The sequence below is a fragment of the Flavitalea sp. genome, from assembly GCF_035489435.1.
In the GTDB taxonomy this organism is placed as follows: Bacteria; Bacteroidota; Bacteroidia; order Chitinophagales; family Chitinophagaceae; genus DATHKG01.
In genome coordinates this window covers 1-19,626 of record NZ_DATHKG010000130.1, presented here as the reverse complement: position 1 = coordinate 19,626, position 19,626 = coordinate 1, and the positions used below count along the sequence as shown (strand labels likewise).

The 19,626-nt window shown below is 39.7% G+C and carries 14 protein-coding genes; 7 read left to right on the top strand and 7 right to left on the bottom strand.

Annotation, left to right across the window (positions count from 1 at the left end):
* Window positions 1-138 precede the first annotated feature (138 nt).
* Window positions 139-1,518 carry a serine hydrolase gene (locus VK664_RS20445; protein WP_461400559.1) on the top strand — a complete coding sequence of 460 codons (1,380 nt, stop codon included), beginning with the start codon at window positions 139-141 and terminating at the stop codon, window positions 1,516-1,518.
* Window positions 1,519-1,713: 195 nt separating this feature from the next.
* Here VK664_RS20445 and VK664_RS20440 read toward each other — a convergent pair whose 3' ends face one another.
* From VK664_RS20440 to VK664_RS20430, 3 genes are all read right to left on the bottom strand, one after another.
* Complete coding sequence (locus VK664_RS20440) at window positions 1,714-2,223, bottom strand: hypothetical protein (protein WP_461400558.1); 510 nt, start codon at window positions 2,221-2,223, stop codon at window positions 1,714-1,716.
* A 126-nt stretch (window positions 2,224-2,349) separates the two neighbouring features.
* Complete coding sequence (locus VK664_RS20435; protein ID WP_461400557.1) at window positions 2,350-2,925, bottom strand: hypothetical protein; 576 nt, start codon at window positions 2,923-2,925, stop codon at window positions 2,350-2,352.
* 50 nt (window positions 2,926-2,975) lie between these two features.
* Window positions 2,976-3,893, bottom strand: a complete 918-nt coding sequence (locus tag VK664_RS20430; RefSeq protein WP_461400556.1) for a CPBP family glutamic-type intramembrane protease — start codon at window positions 3,891-3,893, stop codon at window positions 2,976-2,978.
* 166 nt (window positions 3,894-4,059) lie between these two features.
* Between VK664_RS20430 and VK664_RS20425 the strand changes: the two genes are divergently transcribed.
* From VK664_RS20425 to VK664_RS20410, 4 genes are all read left to right on the top strand, one after another.
* The gene (locus VK664_RS20425; protein ID WP_461400555.1) at window positions 4,060-7,431 is read left to right on the top strand and encodes a sensor histidine kinase; all 3,372 of its coding nucleotides are present in this window, start codon (window positions 4,060-4,062) and stop codon (window positions 7,429-7,431) included.
* Window positions 7,432-7,480: 49 nt separating this feature from the next.
* A complete protein-coding gene (locus VK664_RS20420) occupies window positions 7,481-8,104 on the top strand; it encodes a LuxR C-terminal-related transcriptional regulator (RefSeq protein ID WP_461400554.1) in 624 nt (207 codons plus the stop codon).
* Window positions 8,105-8,685: 581 nt separating this feature from the next.
* Window positions 8,686-9,132 (top strand): hypothetical protein, encoded by a 447-nt coding sequence (locus VK664_RS20415; RefSeq protein ID WP_461400553.1) that lies wholly within the window; start codon window positions 8,686-8,688, stop codon window positions 9,130-9,132.
* 634 nt (window positions 9,133-9,766) lie between these two features.
* The gene (locus tag VK664_RS20410; protein WP_461400552.1) at window positions 9,767-9,943 is read left to right on the top strand and encodes a hypothetical protein; all 177 of its coding nucleotides are present in this window, start codon (window positions 9,767-9,769) and stop codon (window positions 9,941-9,943) included.
* A 145-nt stretch (window positions 9,944-10,088) separates the two neighbouring features.
* Here the strand turns inward: VK664_RS20410 and VK664_RS20405 are convergent, their stop codons facing one another.
* The 3 genes from VK664_RS20405 to VK664_RS20395 all read right to left on the bottom strand — a co-directional run bounded on the left by VK664_RS20405 (window position 10,089) and on the right by VK664_RS20395 (window position 11,762).
* Complete coding sequence (locus VK664_RS20405; RefSeq protein WP_461400551.1) at window positions 10,089-10,301, bottom strand: hypothetical protein; 213 nt, start codon at window positions 10,299-10,301, stop codon at window positions 10,089-10,091.
* Between the two features lie 696 nt (window positions 10,302-10,997).
* Window positions 10,998-11,222: a helix-turn-helix domain-containing protein gene (locus tag VK664_RS20400; protein WP_461400550.1), complete on the bottom strand. Its 225-nt coding sequence runs from the start codon at window positions 11,220-11,222 to the stop codon at window positions 10,998-11,000.
* Between the two features lie 3 nt (window positions 11,223-11,225).
* The gene (locus VK664_RS20395; RefSeq protein ID WP_461400549.1) at window positions 11,226-11,762 is read right to left on the bottom strand and encodes a DUF2975 domain-containing protein; all 537 of its coding nucleotides are present in this window, start codon (window positions 11,760-11,762) and stop codon (window positions 11,226-11,228) included.
* Window positions 11,763-12,578: 816 nt separating this feature from the next.
* Here VK664_RS20395 and VK664_RS20390 point away from each other — a divergent pair.
* A complete protein-coding gene (locus tag VK664_RS20390) occupies window positions 12,579-14,312 on the top strand; it encodes a hypothetical protein (RefSeq protein ID WP_461400548.1) in 1,734 nt (577 codons plus the stop codon).
* Between the two features lie 78 nt (window positions 14,313-14,390).
* On the top strand, window positions 14,391-18,356 hold the full coding sequence (locus VK664_RS20385; RefSeq protein WP_461400547.1) for a hypothetical protein: 3,966 nt from the start codon (window positions 14,391-14,393) through the stop codon (window positions 18,354-18,356).
* A 475-nt stretch (window positions 18,357-18,831) separates the two neighbouring features.
* Here the strand turns inward: VK664_RS20385 and VK664_RS20380 are convergent, their stop codons facing one another.
* Complete coding sequence (locus VK664_RS20380; RefSeq protein ID WP_461400546.1) at window positions 18,832-19,536, bottom strand: hypothetical protein; 705 nt, start codon at window positions 19,534-19,536, stop codon at window positions 18,832-18,834.
* Window positions 19,537-19,626: the final 90 nt, after the last annotated feature.

Here is a 19,626-nt window from a genome sequence, read left to right as displayed (position 1 = left end):
TTTCATTTTAAATTATAGGATCTTCGATCTTCATATCGGTGTTCGTGCTGACAGGATATCTGATAGTTAGCCTGCCATTCTTGCAACCCTGGTTAAAATATTACATTGCATTTTTCAGAACTTGAATAACTATTCAAAATGTTTAAAAAGCTAGTACTATTTATTGCTACTCTCTTGTTATTGACCAACACATATGGTCAAAAAACGGATCAAAGCACCATAGTGAAAAACTTGGATGATCTCATTTATAAGCGGTATGCCGAAATCGCACCTGGCTGTGTGGTTCTGGTAGCAAAAAAGGGGAATACCATTTACAAAAAAGCATTCGGCACTTCAAATATCATCCAGAATTCGCCTATGCAGTCGGATATGATTTTTCGTATCGGTTCAATAACAAAACAATTTACAGCTATTGCCATCTTGCAGCTTGTTGAGCAAGGAAAAATTGCTTTGAATGACAGTATACAGAAATATGTCAAGGATTTCCCTTCCAGAGAAGTAATCACTATTGAAAACTTGTTGACGCAAACATCTGGAATTAAAAATTATTTTGAAATATCAAATCCATCCAAGACTAAAACCACCTATACCCCGGCACAAGGCGTTGATTACTTCAAAGACGAACCTTTGGTATTCTTTCCGGGTAGCAGGTTTCAGTACAGCAATTCTAATTACTATCTATTAGGCTATATAATAGAAATTGTAACGGGTAAAAGTTACGCCGCATATTTGCGAGAAAATATTCTAAGCAAATTACCTTTAATTAACACCTCATACGATGACCCCGATAAGCAAGTTGTAAATATGACCAAAGGCTATTCAAAATTTGACGGAAAAATTGAACAAGCAGAATTAGAAGAGATTTCAACTATATATTCAGCAGGAGGGCTACTTTCAAACGCAGAAGACTTGTTAAAATGGAATCAATACTTATACGCCGGCAAATTAATATCAAAACAATTACTAACGCGAGCGATTTCACCATTCCAACTTTCAGATGGAAGCTTCTCTTCATATGGATACGGATTGTATATAAAAGGAATTGAAGGTATTAAGACTATTGAACATAGCGGTTCAACAGATGGTTTTCAGTCTGACCTGATTTATTTGCCAGACGAAGATATTACTGTAATCACCTTGTTTAACTGTTATGAAGCTGATATGGACTGGCAGATTTTATCGAATGACATTGTGAAGGTTACACTTGGAAAATCGGTAGAGAGTCTATTTGTTTTGAATAAGGACTCGTTAAGGAATTACATAGGCGTCTATGAATTCAACCCTAAAACAAAACTCGAAGTTACTCTCGAGAATGATCAATTATTTATAAAGTGTACAAATCCAGCGGTAAGACTTCCGAAGGTTCGTTTGATACCTGAATCTGAATACAAGTTTGGAATTAGAGAAGTTGCGGAGTTAAAATTTGAATTTATAATGAAAAACAACGGCAAGGCAATAAAAATAGTTACCTATAATAGCCGGGGTAAAGATGCAGAATGGGAAATTGAGAGCCCGTAAGGAATGAACATGAAAAGTATTACTGGCGACCGTAACATGTTGACCAAAACCGCAAGCAGTGCCCTCACCGATCCAAATATCTTCTTCCATTAAACTTCTCAATGATGAATTGATGTCGATTTGGTCAGTAATCAATCATCCTTCTTTTAGTTATATACCAAAACTCCCAGAGGAAGATTACCGGCCCGGCGCAAATTATTGCTTGTGAAATCTCATATACCAGTTCCATTCCCAGGTTTTTCCGTCGTCAGCTGAAAAGGCCTGACTCCAGATAGGTTTTTCAGGATTGGTCACATCCCATTTAAATTGGACAAGTATATCAATCCCACCGAAAACATCGCGTGCGAAAAAATTACCATAACCGTTTTTGAAGGATCCGCTTACCGGCTTTTCTAACGTTCCGGAATTTGTATCTGACCAATATATATTCCAAAGTTTTGTTTGTGGATTAAATAATCTCAGCGACATGCCCTCAAAGGGCACTCCGTTAAACTCCGCGATAAAATCGTCGATATTGCCTAACCCATGCAATAATTTACGCATCGTCCCGGTGGCCTGAAATTCCAGCCATTCGTTTGACCCGGTTAGCCTGGATTTAAGTTTCTCATTGTATATTACCCATGAGCCCAATAGAAAATCAAAGTCATCTTTTGAAGAAGTTTCTGATGGCTTGAGTTGAATTGCACTTGAATTGGAAATTGTCATATTATGGGTTTTTAAACGGCTCGTTGATCATTCTTCTTGAAAGATATTTCTCTTCCATGACATTGCAAAGTCCCACGATAATTCATCTTTTTGCATAACAATATATTGATGGCCACCCTTATTGCTTCACAAATCTAATTTAGGTTCATCTGTGATGATCGAGGCAATATTTGGTGGAAGGCTTTGAAACCAATTCTTAAGAGCCAGATCTTTTTCCTTTTTATCAACATTAGCTCTCATCATTTGAAACATTGGAGGATGAGGATGTTGCGTTAAATTGATATGCTGAGCTCTTTGTTGGTCAAATTTAACATGTGTTTCAACTTCATTCTTCTTGCCAGGCAATATCAATGTATTTTCATCTTTCCACTTTCCAGTTTGGAAAAACATGGAATAGTAATAAAGATCTGTGATCCCCTGGTAAACTTCAATCTTATGGATTTCTACACCGTCGCGTTCTGCGGAAACATAATAAATAAACCTATCCATTAAAGGATTTACAACATTAAATGCGATTAACTTTCTATCCCTGGAGTTAGGAAATTTTTTTAGCTTGAAATGAAATAAAAAATCCTGTTGCAGAATCTTATTTTTTATTTCATCCAACTTTTTCTTATCAAGCTTTTTATCATGATCTGCAATTCTGTATAGTGCAGTTTGAATTACATCTAGCCTGATCAGATTCCTTTTGCCAGCCATCACCTTGCAGCTGTGTGTTAATGTGGCCGCTAAACGGAGGCCTGGCGATGTTATCAATGGTCCATCTGTGGTGTTCTATAAATCTTTTTTCGAACAGAAATCAAGATCCAAACCGTTATCATTACTGAAAAAGACGCGAGAATTATCAATACAAACCAATGATTCATTGAATTTTTCATGTTTTCTTCAGAAAAGTTGTACAATAGAAGTGCTATCAGATTATTGAAAATATGGACTGCAATTGGATACCAAATATTTTTTGACCAAAAAAAAATGTAGCCTAACAACGCACCTGAAATTAGTCTTGGAAAAAAGCCGTAGAATTGAAAATGGAATAAGCTGAACAAACCGGAAGCAAACAGGATTGCATAGTGTTCGTTTTTCAGTACATTCTGAAGCTGGATCTGAAGGAAACCACGAAAGAAAACCTCTTCACAAATTCCTGGGACGATTGCCATCACAACTATCACTGCAATTAAATCTGTTGGGGTTCTAAGAGCGAGCAATGCACTGGTCATTTCCTTACTTCTTGCGTCACTTGCCTTAATGTTTCGTTCAAATTCTGACAGCCAGACAGGAAGCTCAATACTATAGTTAAGTTTTATTACAAAACTTATAAATGGAGCGATGGCAATTATTGATAATATGGATAATAGAAAAGCGAATACATCGATTCGATTTTTAGGGTATAACTCTGTTATCGATGCTTTGTTGACCATTGAAAGGTAAGCCATCGGAATGAGTATAAAGCTAAATAACGAATTGAAAAAGGCGAGAACCAGGAGCTGTGAATTATCAGCGGTACCAGGGTTTCCCAAAATGTCAAGCATTTCTACAGAGCTGATGCCATAAATTAATTTCGTTAACATCATCGCCGACAGCTGGCCGAGCGGTATACAAAGGAACAGGAAAGCGAATGTATAAGACGTTCTCAATTTATTATGCGATACAAGTTTAGTTATACTTTTCAATTTTGTCTATTATGGCCAAATATATAAGTCAACCCGCATGATAATTAAATTATCGTTAAGTTTAATACTAAATTGCTTCGCAGCAATTGGTTGTATCAAAGGTTACAACAATAGCATAAAACCAATTATATGGATCTGCCTATCAAATCAAAGAAATTTTGGGTCGATGAAGCAGTTAAAGCTAAATAGAGCACTCATTATCATTTTTACCATGCAGATAATTCAATCTTGTCAGCAAAAGAATGAAGAAATTCCAGCGCGAAGCTTTCCTCTTATAATTTCGGAAGCCAGATTTCAACCTATCTCTCTCGATAGTGTAAATGATCTTATGGTGGTTCCTGTAAACAAAGACAAAGTTAGAAGATTTCGTGCGGAGAAGGCAGTCAATATTCAGATAGCAAATAATATGATTTGGCCTTCTTCTTCTAAAATCACCCCCGCTAAACAACCTAACATCTGTACACCAGGGACAGAAGGCTTTTTAAAACCACAAAATATTCGCGTTTTTGAAAAACCCATTCCTTCTGGAATGCCAGACCCTTTTACACCAAAAGAGATGGATACGAAGACTCCGAATCCTTTTACTTTTGCTTCGTGGGGTAAATTACACGGTTTAAAAAGTGAGACAGTCACAGATCTGTTGCAGGATAAACTTGACAATATCTGGATCTGCACTTCACGAGGTGTAACAAGATATGACGGCAAATCTTTTTCGAATTTCACTACAGAGCAAGGCCTGGTTTATAACGACGTGAGGAGTGTGTTCCAGGACAGCAAAGGAAATATATGGTTTGGAACCAACGGCGGAGGTGTATCAAAGTACGATGGCTACTCGTTTACAAATTTTACGGTAAGTGATGGACTGGTTAGTAATTATGTTGTTAGTGGAATGGTAGAGGATTCCCTTGGCAATATATGGATGGCGACTTGGGGAGGTCTTTCAAAATATGATGGCCATTCATTTATCAACTATACTCACCGGAACGGTCTGGTGCATCCAACTGTTGAAACTATCCTTAAAGATAAAGCTGGAAATATCTGGTTGGGAACTAAGGGTGGTCTTTCAAAATTTAATGGAATTTCTTTTACCAATTATACCCGGGCAGAAGGATTGAGTTCGAATGCGGTAATATCATTGTTGGAAGATAAAAAAGGACAAATATGGCTGGGTACACCCGATGGTGGCATTTCAATATTTAATGGAAATTCCTTTGAACATTTGACATTGAAAGAAGGTCTGATAAATGATCAGGTTAACAGTTTAATTGAGGATAAAGAAGGTAACATCTGGATAGGAACAGGAGATGGACTTATAAAATATAACGGAAAATGGTTTTTAAATTTTACAGAAAAAGAGGGACTAACCAACGACAACATTTTCTGTTTGCTGGAAGACAATTCAGGTAAAGTTTGGGTTGGCACCGGCAGTGGAGGCGTCTTAAAGTATAACTCACATTCATTCACACATCTAACGCAGAGTGAAGGCCTGAAGAAAAACTATGTGTTCAGTTTATTTGAAGATAAAAAAGGTGACCTATGGGCAGGTACCTGGCGAGGTGGGATTTCAATTTACGATGGAACTAAACTGAAAGTTATAACAGGGGATCAGAAATTATTTCAAAATGAAGTGAAAAGCATTTGCCAGGACAAAGATGGTAATTTTTGGTTTGCCGTTTACAAAGGAGTCGCGAAATATGATGGCGAATCATTCAGTTATTTTACTGAAGATGAGGGATTAGTTCATGAAGATGTTAATTATATCATGGAAGATAGCCTCGGGGCTCTTTGGTTTGGCACGGATGATGGTGTTTCAAAATATACAGGAAATTCCTTCACGAATTTATTTCACCATGGTAAGGAGGCAAAAAAAATATATGCCGTCACTCAGGATCAAAAAGGTAACATTTGGTTTTGCACTTCGGCAGGCATTCTCAGGTATGATGGATATCGTTTTGATCAACTTACCAGTACCGATAATTCGTTACAGGCATCTTTCAATTGCATGTATGAGGATCCATCTGGTATATTATGGTTTGGATGCGACAAAGGGCTGGTAAAATACGACGGCCATAATCTTACGCGTTTGACTGAAGAAGAAGGTTTAGTTAATAACGTAGTGATGAGCATTACGCAGGACGATCTCGGTAATTTATGGCTTGGCACTAATAATGGGCTAAGCAAATTGTCACCAGATAAATCAGCATTCCTTTCGGGTCGAGTGAAATCAGGACAAATCAGGGAAGATGATATTTTTTTCAGTAATTACACATATTCAGATGGATTTCTCGGAGTTGGAGCTAATATAAATGCAATGATAAAAGCAAGTACAGGAACAATATATGTCGGCACCAACAATGGAATTACATATTTCGATCCTGCACAAGATGAGCCAAAATCTAATCCCTTTAATATTCAGATCACTGCGATAAGAATCTCCAATCAAACGATAGACTGGTCTGGATTGAAACAGAAGCCCGACTCATCATTTCTATTAAATAATGCAGTAATTTTTCAAAACTTCAGTTTTGATACCTTAAGCCGGTGGTACGGCGTACCAAATAATTTGAATCTTGATTATGAAAATAACAGTCTCAGTTTTGATTTCGTAGCGATTACAACAGACCAGCCACAAAATATAAAGTATCAGTTTCAATTAGTGGGGCTTGATAAAACTAAAAGTGTTTTAACCACTTATTCAACTGCATCGTATGGCAATCTTTCGCCCGGTAAATATACCTTCAAAGTAAGGGCCATGAATTATCGTGGTGATTGGAGCAATGAATATTCGTATGTGTTTACGATCCGCCCCCCCTGGTGGCAAACCTTTTGGTTTCGGACCTTCGCCCTTATTGCTTTTGCCGTAGCTGTATATTTTGTTAGCAGGTCAGTAAGCCGGTATCAGTTACGAAAAAAGCAACGATTACTAGAGAATGAACTTCTATTGCAAAATGAGCGCCAACGAATTTCATCTGATCTGCATGATGAAATTGGTTCAACGCTTAGCAGCATTTCTATATATACGGGCCTGGCAAAAAAAGAAACGAATAAAGACCTATATCTTGATTCGATTAGTACCAATGTAAATGAGGTGGTGGGCAAATTAGATGATCTGGTTTGGCGGATAAATCCGAAATACGATACTATTGGCAGTGTCATTTACAGAATTATGGCCTATGCTGAACCCCTTGCCAATTCAAAAAAAATATTTTTCTCGGTCCAGGAAGATGCGGATAGTAAAACTCAAAAGTTTTCTGCCGATACGAAACATCACTTGTATATGATTCTAAAAGAGCTGGTGAACAATGCTGTAAAACATTCCGGCTGTGATAGCATCAAAATAAGTTTTTTCCGGCAATCCGGATATTTGCAAATTTCCGTCGCAGACAATGGAAAAGGGTTTGATCCGGCAACCAGTAATATGCAACGAAACGGTCTAGAAAATATTAAGCATAGAATTCATTCAGTAAATGGATCTTTAACCATCAATTCAGGTAATGATGGCGGTGTAAATATTTCTATTCGCATTCCTCTTGTCTAACATAAAACTGGTATTTTTTTTGAATATTGGAACCCTTACTTTTATTAGCATGATACGAGTTGCAGTTGTTGAAGATAATCTCTCTTACTTAAAGGCACTGCAGGCACTGATTGGTTCAAGGCCCGACTTGCTTTTAGTTTATACAGTTCAAAGTTTGCTGAATATAGATGGATTATTGAATACCTCTCCTGATGTAGTTATTCTTGATATAGACCTCCCCGGGATAACCGGTATTGAAGGGGCAGCTTTAGTAAGGCAAAGAATACCAGGCGCCGGAATCCTTATGCTGACTGTTTTTGAGGATGAAGAAAAAATATTCGGATCTGTAAAAGCAGGCGCCGACGGGTATTTACTCAAGAAAGATTCTCCTGAAAAAATTGTCGAGGCTATTACTGCCATCTACAATGGGGAAAGCATAATAAATGGAAAGATTGCCAGAAAAATGCTTGATTACTTTAACAGAAAAGAGACCGATCGTCAGCAGAAATTAGAACAATACAATCTTACTAAACGAGAAAAGGAAATACTGGAACTACTTATCGCAGGTAAATCTTATAAGCAGATTGCCGATACATGTTTTATAAGCATGCAAACCTTATTTACCCATACACGAAACACTTACAACAAGCTCAACATACACTCTCGTGCTGAGATAGCTGCCAAATTTCATTAAACGTCTTCTATTATAAATCTGGTAGTACGATTTAAAAATCATAGAAAATTGCGATTGTGAGGCTAATCCGCGTTTGGTATTTTTACAACGCATTCTCAAAGCGATTTATTCTATGGAAGAATTTGATACTGGAAACATCTGATATATCTAATACTGAACCCTTACCATTTCACTCCGGCGTAGTATTGAATTTATCACAAATTATGGAGTCGGTCCTGCTGTTTACAACATACGCTTTGAAGATTTTCCTTTGGTTTGAATGGATAAATCTTCAGAACAACCAATCGAAATGATGCGGTTCCAACTAAAATGATGTAAGGTCCGGATACAAAGCTCGACTATGAGGATATTATGCCGGAGTGGTAGATATCTTTATGCTAATGGGCCTTTGAATGCAAGATTAACTGTGGAGGTCATTGAATTCGACACTAAGAGAGAATGGCCAGGTTTATTAAATGGACTGTATACAATTTATATCCCAAACGGAAACCACACTCAAACTAAATAAACTGTACCTGACAGGTCATGGTTAACATAAATCAGTTCGAAGCCTTAGACTCTAACTCTTTAAAAAATAAGTCATGAATAAAATACCTCTGAAATCATTAACCAGTGTTCTGTTTTTTTTTACTACATTTTGTGGGGCCTGCACCAAGGAAGGGCCCATCGGTCCGCAGGGACCAATAGGTGCTCAGGGACCACAGGGTTTGCCTGGACCTGCAGGTCCTCCGGGAAGTGTTAACGCACAAGCTTTACTATTTTCACCTGGTGCGAATAATTGGTCATTCAATTCAGGTGCCTGGTCACTCACTCTAACAGTTCCACTCATTAACATTGATATAATAAACAAAGGAACTGTATCGGTAACCTGGATGCAGAGTAACCTGAGTACGGAAATGCCATTTTTTGTAAGTGGTGTTAATTACATGTACTATGTTTTGCCGGGACAGGTAGGTATTCAGGTCGCTTCTTCTACGAATCCTTCTCTCATAGCTCCTGTAACCTTGAAAGTCATTATCATTCCATAATGTTATTTATCCAACCACTAGAGTTCGTTTCAAATTGCATATTCAGGCGAAAGGTGTTAAGAAAAATGTTTATATACTTAAAAAGATTTCGCCGATGATAATTTTTAAACTACAAATATGAAAAAGTTAATGATTTCCTTAATCGCTTTTGCAATACTATGTTCAACGAACTCATGTGGTAGTGACGAGGACCGTATCGGTTGTATGGATCGAAGTGCTACAAATTACGATTTAGATGCAGATCTAGCATGTAATTCCTGCTGTGTCTTCCCACCCAAAAAGGGTGGTGTACTTTTCTATATTAGTGATGCGAGCGTTATTCCTCGATGCGGAAACGTTGTTATTACACTGAGCACAGGACAACAAACCATTATTTCGGAATATTATCCTGTGAGCCCGCCTGCGACATGTGTAAATCAAGTCGGCGGATATATTTTGCTCGAAGTTGGAACTTACCAATATACAATTACGAGCGCACGATGTGCTCCTGCAAACGGCACCTTGACTGTTGTGGAAGGATGCAACAAAATAAGGATTTAGAATGGGGTCAGCTCTCTTTTTACTCAGTTTTCTTACTAGGCTCGGTCGCAAAACCGAATAATTGCAACGATGCCTCATTTTAAATATTATAGGATTGTTGATCTTCATATCGTTGTTCGTGCAGGCGGGATATCTGATAGGTAGCCTGCCATTCTTACAACCCTGGTTAAAATATATCATTACTTTCTTTGTCCTCGCAGTGACAGTTTCCCTGGTGGCGAAGATCATAAAGACGATCAGGAAGCCTACTGGTATGAAAGCCGATGAATAAACTCAGATGAAATACTGGCTGGACATCCAATAATTATTATCAGGGTACACTTGTGCTATGCTTTGGTAATATCACAAGATCGAAGGAGAAGGTATTTTCTTACATTTAAGCATATGAGTCATCTGCCTTTACTGATATTGGTATTTCACTTGTTATTCTTTTCTTTTATACCTGAAATAGTTCGAACGCCATCAGTAGTTTCTGACTGCTCAACAGAAATTTCCCCGAAGGCATCTTTTCTTATAATTCCTTTTTCAAATATTGAGATGTCGCCGAACGATTCCAGTTCGATCAATTTATGCGAAGCTTCAACTGCTTTTGCTTCGCTGTGGAAATTCATACCACGGAGGTTTGTCATTTTTAAAATATTTTTTTAAATGCCTACTCTATAAAGTTTTCGGCTACCCTTATTCCTAAATATGGAAGTAGCACAAAATTATTTTTTACTATTGCGTGGGACAATGGAAGGATGGTAGGAAATAATGTACATTCTACTTTAAATGAAAAGCCCCACCTAAAGACGCAAAGTAAAAATCGACGCAAAAATTTTTTGTGTCAATTCTATAACCCCTTACAGGTGGATCTAAAAAGGTAAAAAATATATTATTTCTCGTTGTTTGTCCATTGAGTTAGAACGTCAGTAGGCATATTTTGAACGGCCCGCAGTCGGGTAACCATTGCATTCACCATTATAATGATCAGTATGAAACGCTACAACCCTATTAAACCTGGAGATCTTTCCGAAGATTTTAGACTGCGAACTGGATAAAGCGATGGAGATTTTCTGTGAACAAAGAATCAATTTATGCCCTAATGTTTTACCTATGTTGTACCTGGCAAAAAAAAGCTTTGCAAGTAAATAACCTGCAAAGCGTTATATCAATTTTCTGTGGTCCCGCGGGGATTTCAGGGATTCGAACGGGAGACTCGTCCCCATTGAGTTACAGAAGAATACAAAAATCGAAAGACATACTAGCACATACCTGTAGAGTAATAACTCCACAGGTATAATTCTAATTAGTTCGGATGGCAGTCCTGGAAAGAATGAAAGAAATTAATGCGTTGTTCTTTTTTCGTCACTTACGTGTTCCAAAATATCACCTGGTTGGCAATCTAAGGCTTTACAAATAGCTTCTAATGTGCTAAATCGGATTGCCTTTGCTTTTCCAGTCTTTAAGATAGAAAGATTAGATAATGTCAATTCAACTCTTTCAGAAAGTTCATTCAGAGAAATTTTTCGTTTTGCCATCATCACATCTAAATTTACAATGATTGGCATAGCTTAAACAGTTAAATCGTTTTCGTTTTGGATTTCAACTCCCTTTTTAAAAATAGTCGCAATAACATAGATTACAGCTGACATCAATATAAATGCTTGACTGTCTGCCCAAAATCCGCTTAGGTTGTCAATATCAAAACCATGATGTTGCAGGCTTTTGGCTGTTTGTCTGGCTATATAACTTAATATTCCAATGGAAAAAGTGTAATAACTAATTTGGGTTATTCGTTCTGAAACAAAACTGTTGAATGGTTTTGATAAATTTAAGGTGCTTAATAGCCTGATGACCATATAAAACAAGTGTGCTTTCAGAAGCGAGATGAACAAGATAAAACTATAGATGCCGAAAAATACCCATTTGCTACTATTATACAATGCACTTAAGTCCAGCTTTTGATACAGGTTTTTGACAAATTCAGGTTTGTAGATACTAAAAAAAAAGTTGACTATCAAGGCACCAGCTTCTATGCACAAGCCAACAAAGATGAGCCACGAAACAATTTGTAAGCCTATAAATACGTAGTTGTTTCTTTTTGACATAATTCTTAAAAGTTTAAATTGTGACGTAAAATAATAAATAATTATTGATAAACAATAAATATATATTCTTATCCGAAACTTATTTTTCACAATAAGCCAGTGAAAACCAAATTCTTTTGCATATTCATATATAACACCGGCTTCAATAGCATCTTCATCCGTTAGTGACGATAAGCTTCCCAGTCGCAGGAACGAGTGGCAAGTTATTTCTGAATGTATCAAGCACATTTTCATCCCACCCGAAAAATATCAGCCACAAACGAAACATTATATCGTATCGGCTCAGTTAGTAAAACATTCATCGCATCAGGTGTATTCTTCAAAAACTATTTCCGGCATTCCACTAAATGCTAAGTATCCCAACCTTGTATAGCCAGTTTTCTAATCATCTCTTTTTGCTTCTCTGATTGAACGGCTTGTTTCAATCCAAAGCAATAATTCGTCTTCGGTTTTGGCAATTGCCAACACAGTCTCAGATTCCAATCCCTTTCATAGTATGAATAAAAAATGGTGGGTCATTATGTACAAGGTGCCTAAAGCGGTCGGACAGCCAAACTAAACGAATAGCCTGTTTTAGCTATTGCACATATTTTCACTCCAGTATATTTTTACATCATCAAATCAAGAAAATCGGTACAGCAATAAAACCGATCCGTACTTCATCCGCTAACAATCCCACCTTTTGCTTTACACCTTTTCTACCTGTATGTAAGTATTAAAAAAACTGACTGAAGGCGCTTGCCCGAAGAACAGGACAAGTATGCCTTTGAAAACAGCAAAGACTAAAAAATATTAAAACAATTAAAAACAAATTTTATGTCACTTTCACAATCTTACTTAGTACAACCAGGCTACTACGACATGGTAGCGTCTGTAACCCAGAAAGCGTTAAACAATGCAATCGAAACCTACTATGACGATACCCACACTTTCTCGGCGGTAAGCTTTTATTTTATTAATAACGGCGGCACACCGCTGCAGGTCGCCCTCTCTGGTATAAAGGATGTTACAACAGGTGTCAGTATAGATGTAGATCCTCTTTCCGGGACGGCTAAGTTGCCATTAACCCAGGCACAGATCAATACTATAAAGTCAAGCAATCTGTGGTTCGCCTTTAATATGTATATAGGCAATCCTGCCGGTTATTCCGCGGCAAAATATCTTACCATCAACCCCGGAATTAATGCGGTAGACTACTATCTTTTGTGCAGAACATTGCATGTTGCTTTCTGGAATCCGGACAAAAGCACCTGGACAGATATTCTGCAAACCGCAAAAGAAGAATTCAACATCAATGCTACGGTTAACCTGCAAACGGTAATTAGCAGTAATAACATTACAGAAATAGTGCAAAACGGTATCGACTATATCATGAGTACCTACAACCTCAGCAGTACAGACCTGAATATACAGCAATTGCTTTTTGATGCTGACAGCGCGGTAGTATCGCCCTCTGGTACCCTCACAGGGCTTGACAGCAGTTGTTCGGTATTTATACCGCTGATGCAGCAATTCGCCAAATCCTATTTCAGCACCTACCTGGCGCAGGCGCCTGCATTGGATTATGCCGTTACACAAACTAATACCAGTTCACTATTGCCAACAAGTATGAGCCTTTTTGCAGGCGCATTTGTTGACAGTAAAGGCAATGCAATAACCAACCCTACAGAAGACCAGCAGGACCTGGCAACCCTGAATTATCTTTTCTCTACCGGTGGGGAAGCCTTAAATGCAGGCAAACAGTTTAACTGGAATTTTTTGGATGACAACGGCACCAGTCACAACCCGGATTTAGACACCAATGCCGATGTAAACAAATATGATGGCGCTATAGCTATAAAAAGAGATGCATTTGCAAAATATTTAGATAGCCAGTTACAAAGCTATGTACTTGGCAACTGCTGGACACCGGTCATAAGCGTTGGCGCCGACCCCGTATTGCAATACGAGTATGATGTTGATATAAAATGTGATACATATGCCAGTTTTTATGGCTTGCAGCAATTTGATGAAACCCAGGTTATGATGGGTTCTCCCGATACGCTGGTGCTATATTTACATACCGCGACAGACAGTGCAACCGGTTGGTCAGCCGATGATACCATGAAGGTAACCACCCATTTCCAACTAATGGTTGATGTAGATACAACAAAACAAACGCTCACGGTAACCCAAAACCTTTGGATTTCGGTGGCGGCTACAGGCAATCCTAAGGTGGAAGATCATACACCTTATAACGGCAGTCCCGTATATAAAACTTTTACAGATACCTTTTCTTTCGTTGTGGATCAGGGAGGAAATATGTGCCTGACAAATACAAATTCACAAGTTCAGGATACTTCAGATAAGCCCGCTAATATACCTCAGTATGTATCAGACGCTTTAAGCAGGTGGGTAGCCTGGATCGATGCCGCCGACTTCAAACAACTTCCTGTCATCATGCCAATACAGTTTGTATTTCCTGGTGGTAATGCCTTCACATTTAAAGATGCTCAATTTTCTGACACTTCCGACCTGGTATGCCACATTAAATACCTCGCTGAATCTTAAACAATCACTTTTTTATTTAAATAAACTTATTTAATCAAGGAAGCATGTGGATACATGCTTCCTCTAAAAAAATTTATCATGAAAATCATAAATGAAACCGAGTTGATGGCCAACCAAAAGGCATCCACCGTAATAGTTCCCGATAAACAGTTCGAAGCCCTGCAAACCATAGAAGGCAAGGCACTGGTGTTTTCCATCGGTACCGACGGTATTTTATACTGCACCCGCGAAGTACCCGGCGATACACATGGCTGGGTAAGGGTTGATTTAAGTTCGGCACTTTCCGCCACCTGTTACGGAGGGGCCGCTATTACGGCCGAAACCTTTGATATTGCCCAGGATATGACGATCAATACCAATTCAGTTGATATTGCATTGGTAGTAAGTTGCAACGGCACATATTACCTGCACCTTGTTACAGGCTTTACCAATACGTTTGATAACTGGAACAGCGGCGCACCGGTATTTACGGCCGACAGCCAGTTTAAATTTGACTATCCTGGCGACAATATCAGTACTTACCAGGCAATGCCGATCAATGATATACAGATCGTGGATAGCAATGATGGTAATGCTATGCAGTATATTATTGTAGACCTGGTAAGCAATGCTACCACGCAAACCATTTCCAGGTTTTATGTGGATACAACAAAGCAAAGAGGTTATGCCTGGTTGCCACATGATCTGTCCAGCGATCTGCAGGCAGGCAAGATCACCACTTTCGTGGGTTGTGGTCCCAATGACGGCCCCGATAGTTACCCCGGCGCCGGTGATAGCGCTGGTAATAATATAGGCGGCGCCTATGTATTAGGCTCAGTGGCGGGTAAACCTCAATTACAATACACGCCTGCTTATAATTTTAACCACCCGGAAGAAACGCCAGACCCGACTGTTTTTAATTTTCCAGCGGGCACCAATGCGGCTTACATGGCAATGGATGTATCCTCTTCTGCTGCCGATGCGCCTTATACAGATTTCTTTTTTGCAAGCAATGGCCAGTTGTATTTTCTTGCCTGTGCGGATCAGAATGATTCGGGCACCAGCAAACCAACGCCGGTTAGCATTTACACACACGACCTGTTTCAAAACATACAAAGCCTGCATGTAAAAAACTGGAATGATAATATTGTTATCTGGGGTCAAAGTCTTGACCCGGCTGATATGCAAACCGCCCGCTTATTTATTATGGAAGGTGTGGCCGGGCAGGAAACCAATGCCGCTGCCTGGAGTTGTCCGATACCATTATTGTTTAATGTAGTAAACTCATCTGCCTATGTAAACAACAAGCACAGTTCAGACAGCTTGATTGATCCTACCAATGGTAATGCGTATGGCAGTTGCAGTGTATTGTATGCTGAGCAGGTGGCAAAAAATGATGACGGTAATTATACTTCCGTTTTAACCCAGTTGTTCCAGGATCCGGTTACCTCCGCATGGCAGGAACGCAGCCTGTTAACAGCACCTGATACCGAACATATACTAACGGAAATCTATGATACTACCACTTATTCCACCCATATAGAAATTACCGATGATTACAACGTAGTACATCCTAATGTGCCAGTTGCATTATGGGCTTCCAGTCCCTGCAGTGTGTATATTAATGACGCGAAAAATACGGATGCCTATTTTACATTGGATACCCAAAAGCCCTGGCTGCTTCAAACAGATATTACAGGTAACGTTACCATCATGCAGCCAGTGGATACGATAGGCGGCATTTCATATTACGTTGCTATACAGGATCCGGTTACCAAACAGATTTACACCGAAGCCATTAACCCGATGACTAATACCGTTTCAAGAATTAACAGCAAGGTTCCTGATGGCAGTACCGATTACATAGCCAGTGCAAAGGTTACCAATGAGGACGGTAGTCAATCGCAACTTATAACCGGCAGTTTCGACTCCAAAACAACCACTAACACATCAAACAACATCAATACCATCTGCCAGCAGAATGAGCATATGAATGCAGATGGATTGGTAACAGGCCAGTCATGGCCGGACGCAACAACCGTGGCAACCGCCTTCTCAACCGTTCAATCCGTGGCCGCCCAGCCTGCCGTAGTAGCTGCAGTAAACCCTGTTGCAACGGCAAGGGTGAAGCGTATCGGGCTCCCGGCGGCAAAGAACAGGGTGAAGAATTTTGCCAGGGCAGACCGGCAATTTAAAGATCTGCGCTTCGATCGTACAACAGATAAAATATGGGGCTGGACCTATGGTAAAAATGCGGCGCACTATGAAGGCATTGATGCTATAAAGGAAATGGGCGTAATGCTTAATTCGGATGGCAGCCTTTCACTTACGCCCGCAAGTACCATGCTGGGAAGCGGTTTGCACTTTGAAGCCAACATAGGGCATATCGTCAAATGGATGAAAAGCGAAGGAAATAAACTTGAGAAAGCCGTAGTAACCTTTGCCAATGGAGTGGTGGATTGTGTGCTTACTATAGCAGGTGATTTCTATCATTTTATAGCAAAGTGCGCCAACGATATTGTTAACCTGGTGCATACAGTACTGAATGCCATTGAAGCTGCTTTTGCCGATATCATAAAATGGATAGGATTCATTTTTGAATACAAGGATATTTTAAATACGCACAATGTTATCAAAAACATTATGCAGCAATATCTGGCTTATTGCGTCACAAACCTCGGATCGTTAAAGGGTAATATACAAAGTGTTTTTACAACCCTGGAAGATGACCTTAATAAACTGGTAGGTTTACCTCCAATAACTGATACGCCGCAGAGCACTTCTGCAAACAACCCGGCGCCTTCATCAACCAAAACACCACAGGCAAACTGGGGCACGCATAAATTAAAAAGCAATGGCGGCAATGCCAGTGCCGGCACCTGGACGCCGCCCGACACAGGCGATGATCCTACAAATGGACTTTTAAGCGTTGTGAATGACACTATCCAGGGTGAAAAAGATGCCATGAATAATTTACAGACCCAGATCAAATCTGTAATAGATAACTTTCAAACGCTTACCGTATCCCAGATTGTTGAACAGATACTGGTAATTATTACAGATTTTCTCCTGAACCAGACGGAGATCATTCTTACAGATGTGGCAGATGTGCTTGTATCACTTGCAACCACGGTAGTGGATACCTTCAATGCGCCAATAGATATACCGGTGATATCATGGTTGTATAAAAAAATAAGCGGTGGAAATGATTTTTCAATTGTTGACCTTATGTGCCTTGTAGTTGCCATACCTGCCACTATCGTGTACAAAGTAATAGAAAATGAATCGCCTTTTCCGGATAGCGATGCTACTACAGCACAGCTTATTAGTGCGCCTGATTTTGAAACCATTGTAACTATTCTTACAACACCAATAGTAACAGCTGTTGGCGACCATAGCGGCGGAACTGATAGCGGACATACCAATACCAGGATGGATACAGCAGTGAAAGTAGGAAATATATTGGGTGGGGTCGGATCTGTAGCGGTAGATGTATGTGTAATTCTAAAATCGGGAGCAGCTGATGGATTAAAAGATAACAAATGGATCAACCTGGCAAATTCAACAAGTTACCTGGCTTATGTTTTTCCTGATATTCTTTCCCTCATACCTACATTTGATAAACCAGGTGAAAATTGGACCGTTTACTTTAACAATATGTGCACGTATTATGCCGTGGTAAAAGCCGGTATTGACGGGGTTGGCGGATTTGGCTTTAAATGGAGTGAGATATGGGGGCTAATGTCGCCATGGATTGATTTTGTTTTAAACATAGCCTGGCAGGCACCTACGTTTGGTGTTTTCTTTAACGCCAGAGAGCAGTTCGGACATGGCACCAATAATACCGCCTTCGAAGTTGTTAATCTTGTAGGAGGTACAGCCTTTGACCTTAGCGGCATCTGCTCACCATGGTTGTGGGGCGCCCAGGAAGCCTATGATGATGAACCTAATCCGGCTACGCTGGCGGCCTTAGGAGTAATGTTAGCTCTTGTTTGTGGGTTCAATTTAGCATGGGGAGCTTCCTGTGTACTTGGTTCTTTTGGGCCCTGGCAGCCGCCTTCCTAAATAATTACGCAGCAATAAATGGTACCCTGCTTTTTTTTGTTGCATTAACCCGATTCAGGACGCATCTTGTTTATTTACTACTCTTGATGTTTTACCTTTTCCTGGTTGATACGGCTTTATTTCATCGTTCTATGGCGCAACAATCTAGTTGCGCCATTTTTGCAATCAGCCTGTACTGGTTACACATCGATCATGTCGCACATTATGTTAAATATACATGCAGAGTCGCTGATCAGGTATGGCGGGCTTATCCTCATATGTTTACTGGTGTTTTGTTCTGTCGGTTTATTTTTTTGCTTCTTTTTCCCTATTGGACATCCAATAATTATTATCATTCAGAGCTAATTCTATTGTTCTAATTATAGCAGATCAATACTGTACCGCCCGCGACAGCAAGAACATGTTTGTGTATTTTGCGGAAACCGGGATTTTCAACCCTAAACCTTTTGCCAGCCATCACCCTGCAGCTCTGTTATTAATGCGGCCGTCCAAACGGAGGACCAGCGATGTTATCAATAGTCCATATTTCACCTCCAAGAGTCACGATGTAAGCAGTGTTACCCATGATTTCAAGTGAAGTTGGAATATTAAGTTTTTCGGCGACTTTAGTAAATGTCCCGCCCGCGTTAACGCTCACGAGTGAGCCGGTATTAGGCAGCGCTGGCGAACCCTCCACACGGCCGCTATAAGCACCCTGCGACAGAGCAAAAAGTGACTGACCCCGGCCAAACTCAACATCAATGAGCAACGGCGCACCAGCGGCAACTTCTGTGACCGTAGGAACTTTACCACTTGACAATGCAAGAACTTTCCCGTCCGCAGGATTGTGAGGCACCGGGCCGGCCTGGGTGATGAAGATCATATTATCCTTCACCGCGAGGCCGGTGGGTACGATATTTTTAAATTGATGCACCACTGTGATTTCACCATCAAGTGTAACATGCAACAGCCTGTTAAGGTGGCCATCAGTTACAAGAAAGCCACCGTAATAAGTGTCAATCGAATACGACACTCCCGTTGGAACATCTATGAAAAAGCCGGTTGGTTGATGCGCTACGTTGAAAGCGCCAAGGTCTGCAATAACATTGAAACTGTTGGGACCATCGATACGATAGATTCCGTTAACCTGGTGTAGTCGGCAATTAACAATGCACAGTTTTCGGCAATTAAGCGTGCACAATATTTAGGCAGGAAACATGCACAAATTTCTTTGTAAGGACGCATGATGAAGAATAAAAGTACAGGGTTTTAATTATTTTTTGCAAAGATT

Bases quoted from the DNA above. Each gene is read 5' to 3' on its own strand.
- VK664_RS20445 (WP_461400559.1), top strand. From the start codon at position 139: ATGTTTAAAAAGCTAGTACTATTTATTGCTACTCTCTTGTTATTGACC.
- VK664_RS20440 (WP_461400558.1), bottom strand. From the start codon at position 2,223: ATGACAATTTCCAATTCAAGTGCAATTCAACTCAAGCCATCAGAAACT.
- VK664_RS20425 (WP_461400555.1), top strand. From the start codon at position 4,060: ATGAAGCAGTTAAAGCTAAATAGAGCACTCATTATCATTTTTACCATG.
- VK664_RS20420 (WP_461400554.1), top strand. From the start codon at position 7,481: ATGATACGAGTTGCAGTTGTTGAAGATAATCTCTCTTACTTAAAGGCA.
- VK664_RS20415 (WP_461400553.1), top strand. From the start codon at position 8,686: ATGAATAAAATACCTCTGAAATCATTAACCAGTGTTCTGTTTTTTTTT.
- VK664_RS20405 (WP_461400551.1), bottom strand. From the start codon at position 10,301: ATGACAAACCTCCGTGGTATGAATTTCCACAGCGAAGCAAAAGCAGTT.
- VK664_RS20400 (WP_461400550.1), bottom strand. From the start codon at position 11,222: ATGCCAATCATTGTAAATTTAGATGTGATGATGGCAAAACGAAAAATT.
- VK664_RS20395 (WP_461400549.1), bottom strand. From the start codon at position 11,762: ATGTCAAAAAGAAACAACTACGTATTTATAGGCTTACAAATTGTTTCG.
- VK664_RS20390 (WP_461400548.1), top strand. From the start codon at position 12,579: ATGTCACTTTCACAATCTTACTTAGTACAACCAGGCTACTACGACATG.
- VK664_RS20385 (WP_461400547.1), top strand. From the start codon at position 14,391: ATGAAAATCATAAATGAAACCGAGTTGATGGCCAACCAAAAGGCATCC.